Annotated in this window: 3 protein-coding genes and 1 pseudogene; all 4 read right to left on the minus strand. The window is 70.7% G+C overall.

Features of this window, described 5'->3' with window-relative positions; all coding sequences use genetic code 11:
• A pseudogene (locus Q0588_RS00345) lies at positions 1-206 on the minus strand (DUF1134 domain-containing protein); the annotation flags it as partial.
• A 205-nt stretch (positions 207-411) separates the two neighbouring features.
• Positions 412-744, minus strand: a complete 333-nt coding sequence (locus Q0588_RS00350) for a hypothetical protein (protein ID WP_298742744.1) — start codon at positions 742-744, stop codon at positions 412-414.
• 347 nt (positions 745-1,091) lie between these two features.
• A complete protein-coding gene (gene pheT / locus Q0588_RS00355; RefSeq protein ID WP_298742746.1) occupies positions 1,092-3,500 on the minus strand; it encodes a phenylalanine--tRNA ligase subunit beta in 2,409 nt (802 codons plus the stop codon).
• Between the two features lie 9 nt (positions 3,501-3,509).
• Positions 3,510-4,498: phenylalanine--tRNA ligase subunit alpha (gene pheS, locus Q0588_RS00360; RefSeq protein WP_298742748.1), on the minus strand; the 989-nt coding region annotated here is incomplete at its 5' end.

The raw sequence follows: 4,498 nt of genomic DNA on the forward strand, positions 1-4,498 counted from the left end.
GCCGCGCCGAGGGCCTCGGCGGCAATGCCCAGCTCGCGCGAGCCGGCGGCGATCAGCTCGTCGGCGGTGTAGGCCGGCGCCTGCCCGTCCGAGGCGATCGGATAGTTGGGGTCCGTCGGCTGCTGTCCGGCGGTGGCGCAGGCGGACAGGCCCGAGACGCCGGCGGTGGCGGCGAGGCCCGACAGGATCAGTTGGCGGCGATGCATAGGTTGGCTCCGATAGGCGGGGACGGCTCGCGCGGGCGCTTGCGGTCACCGTCACCGCTCTTTGAGTCAGCCGTGCGGCGATGAGGTTAACGAGGGGGTGCCGCCCCTGCACCGGAGGGCGGAGCGGCGGTTCGCGGCAGTTGCTCCAGGGTCCGGTTTCCGGACCGGTGCGAATGACGGGGCTCGACCCATTGCGGACGCTTGCTCAGTCCGCTTCTGGTTGCGCGACCAACGGAGACGATAGGTCCACTTCGTAGCCGGAGACGTAAGCCGGATCGAGCTTGTAGCCGGAGGGTGTCTTGATGAGGTGGCCGTGAAGAGGGATTGCGCCGGTCGGCATCACCGGCAACGCGAGCGTTTCCGGCCAGCGATCCAGAATACGGACCATCAAACGGTCCCGGAAGCGCGTGGCAAGCTCGATGTCTTCGCCCTGCGCGAACGCTATCCAGACGAGCCCCAGATGGTCGTGGCCATCCATGATCGTCGCTTCCGAATGATTGTCTTCGACGCCCCGCCAGACTGCTGCGTGGACGGTCATCCTAGCTTGTGGGATCGCATCAGCCATATCTCCGAGTCGACCGTCGCTGCTCGCATCCAAATGCAGCCCTTCGGCACGAGCCTCTTGGCGAACGAGGGCCAGAAACTCGCTCCGGTCTGATGCCGTGTGAAGCGGAACCTCGTAGGCAGCGACAGTTCGATTGCTCGCCGGTTGGGGCGCAACACAGCCGGCAGCGATCAGCAGTAGCCCGATGAATATCCCTCGCCACATGTTCGAACGTTAAGCCCCCCTGCGTCACCCGGTCAACGTCCGCCAACCCCCCCTTTCGGACCCTGATCGAGCCAGCAATCGGGTGCGCGCAAACGCTGGCCGCATCGGGAACGCGCCTACCCCCGCAGCGTCGCCCCGACCTTCGCGCCCGCCGCCACGATCTTCGCCGACAGGGCCTCGATCTCGCCCTCGGTCAGGGTCGCCTCGACGGGCTGGATCGTCACCTCCAGCGCCACCGACTTCATGCCCTCGGGGACGCCGGGGCCGCGGTAGACGTCGAACACCCGGACCTCGGCGATCAGGGCCTTGTCGGCGCCGGCCACGGCGCGGACGAGGTCGCCCGCCGGCCTGCCGTCCTCGACCACGAAGGCGAAGTCGCGGGTCAGGGGCATCAGCGGGGCCAGCGACGCGGCGCCGCGCGCCTTGGTCGCCTTGCCGCGCGGCTCGGGCACGGCGTCGAGCACGATCTCGAAGGCCAGCATCGGTCCGTCGGCGTCGAGCGCCTTGAGCGCGCGCGGATGCAGGGCGCCGAACTCCACGATCACATTCTTCGGACCCAGCTGCAGCCGGGCCGAGCGGCCGGGGTGCCACCAGTCGCGGTTCTGGCCCTGGACCAGCTGCAGCGACGCCGTCGGGGCGCCGAGCTCGTCCAGCAGGGCCATCAGATCGCCCTTCAGCGCGAACAGGGCGTCCTCGGCGGCACCGCCCCAGTGGCGCGGCGAGCGCGGCGCGACCAGGCCGGCGATGACGGTGCGCTGGCCGGTCGGGCTGTCGTCCAGATAGATCGGGCCGATCTCGAACAGGGCGGCGTCGGGATGGCCGCGGGCGGCGTTGCGCGCCGCCGCCTCGATCAGATTGGGCAGGGCCGAGGGCCGCATGCAGTCGAGGTCGGCGGCGATCGGGTTCTCGACCACCAGCCGCGGATCGCCGCCGCCGAACAGGGCCGCGGTCGACTGTCGGGTGAAGGACCAGGTCACCGCCTCGGCATAGCCCATGGCCGCCAGCGCCCGCCGGGCCAGCCGCACCCGCGCCTGGCGCGGGTTGAGCACGCCCCGCGACGGCGCCCCGAGCTCGGGCAGGGGTGTGGACGGCAGGGCGGCGTAGCCCTCGATCCGGGCCACCTCCTCGACCAGGTCGGCCGGGCCCTCGACGTCGCGCCGCCACGACGGCGGCGTCACGCTCCACGGGGTTCCGCGCGCGACCTCGAAGCCGAGCCGGGTGAGGATCTCGGCGATCCGGTCGTCGTCCAGCGCCAGGCCGGTCAGGGCCCCGACGCGGGCCGGGTCGAAGGCGAAGCCGGCCGGGTCGGCCGGGGCCTGGCCCGCCGCCACGATCTCCGACGGCTCGCCGCCGCACAGGTCGAGGATCAGCCGTGTGGCCAGCTCCAGCCCCGGGACCACGAAGGCCGGGTCGACGCCGCGGGCGAACCGGTACTGGGCGTCGGAGGTGATCGCCAGGGCGCGGCCGGTCTGGGCCGTGACCAGCGGGTCGAACCAGGCGCTCTCGACGAAGACGTCCGTGGTCTCGTCCGAACAGCCGGTGGACTCGCCGCCCATGACGCCGCCCAGGCCGATCGGCCGCTCGCCGCCGGCGTCGGCGATGACGCACATGGCCGGATCGACGGTGTAGGTCCTGCCGTCGAGGGCGATCAGGTGCTCGTGTTCGCCGGTGTCGCCGGCGATCTGCCCGCCTCGCACCACGATCTCGTTTCCGACCAGCTTGGCCGCGTCATAGACGTGCAGGGGGCGGCAGCGGTCGTAGGCGACCAGATTGGTGACATCGACCAGCCGGTTGATCGGGCGCAGGCCGATGGCGATCAGGCGGCGCTGCAGCCACTCGGGCGAGGGGCCGTTCCTGACGCCCCGGATCAGCCGGCCAGCGAAGACCGGGCACATCTCCGGCGCCTCGACCCGCACCGTGATCGGCGAGGGGAAGGTTCCGGCCACCGGCGTGATCGGCGGCGTCTTCAGCCGGCCGAGCCCCGCCGCCGCCAGGTCACGCGCGACCCCGGCCACGCCCAGCCAGTCGGCCCGGTTGGGGGTGACCTCGAAATCGATCACCGGCTCGGCCCCGAACACGCCCGCCGCCGGCGTCCCGACCGTCAGGTCGTCGGCGAGCTCCAGAATGCCGTCGCTTTCGTCGGCCAGTTCAAGCTCGGAGGCGGAGCAGAGCATGCCGTGGGAGACCACCCCGCGCACCGGCTTCTCGACCAGGGTCACGCCCAGTCCGGGGACGAAGGCGCCGATGGGGGCGTAGATGGTGGTCAGGCCGGCCCGGGCGTTGGGTGCGCCGCAGACGATCTCCTTCGGCCCATCGACGGTGTCGACTTGGCAGACCCGCAGGCGGTCGGCGTTCGGATGCTGTTCGGCCGAGACGATGCGGGCCACGGTGAAGGGCGCCAGGGCCGCGATCGGGTCATGGACCGCCTCGACCTCCAGCCCGGCCATGGTCATGGCCTCGGCCACGGCGGCGACCTCGGCCTCGGTGTCGAGATGGTCCTTCAGCCAGGAGAGGGTGAATTTCATCTGGCGGTCTCAGCTCAGGCCCGAGGCCGGATTGGGGGCGGCGAAGGCCGAGAAGCCGTAGTGGGCCAGCCAGCGGGTGTCGGCCTCGAACATCGGGCGCAGGTCGGGAATGCCGTATTTCAGCATGGCCAGCCGGTCGACGCCCATGCCGAAGGCGAAGCCCTGGAACTCGTCGGGGTCGATGCCGCAGTTCCGCAGCACATTGGGATGGACCATGCCGCAGCCGAGGATCTCCATCCAGCCGTCGCCCTGATTGAGCTTCAGCTCGCCGCCGGATCGGTCGCAGCGGATATCCATCTCGGCCGAGGGTTCGGTGAAGGGGAAATGGTGCGGGCGGAAGCGGGCATCGACGCCGTCGACCTCGAAGAAGCGGGCGACGAAGGTCTCCAGCGTCCATTTCAGATGGCCCATGTGGATGTCGCGGTCGATGACCAGCCCCTCGACCTGGTGGAACATCGGCGTGTGGGTGGCGTCGCTGTCCTTCCGGAAGGTCCGGCCCGGCGCGATGATCCGGATCGGCGGCGTCTGCGTCATCATGGTGCGCACCTGCACCGGGCTGGTGTGGGTGCGCAGCACCTTGCGCTCGCCAGTCTGGGGGTCCGGCGTCAGGAAGAAGGTGTCGTGGGTCTCGCGCGCCGGATGCTTCGGCGGAAAGTTCAGGGCGGTGAAATTGTGGAAGTCGTCCTCGATGTCGGGACCTTCCGCCACGGCGAAGCCCATGTCGGCGAAGATCGTGATCATCTCGTCCATGACCTGCATGGTCGGATGGACCGAGCCCCTGCGGCGCGGGCGCGAGGGCAGGGTCAGATCGACATGCTCGGCCTTGAGCCGGGCGTCGAGTTCGGCGGCCTCCAGTTCGCCCTTGCGGGCGGCCAGGGCGGCCTGGACCCGGTCGCGCAGGCCGTTGATCACCGGCCCCTGCTCGCGCCGCTCCTCCGGGCTCATCGCGCCCATGCCCTTGAGCAGGCCCGAGATCGAGCCCTGTTTGCCGAGGGCCG

The organism is uncultured Brevundimonas sp. (assembly GCF_937870815.1).
Taxonomy (GTDB): domain Bacteria; phylum Pseudomonadota; class Alphaproteobacteria; order Caulobacterales; family Caulobacteraceae; genus Brevundimonas.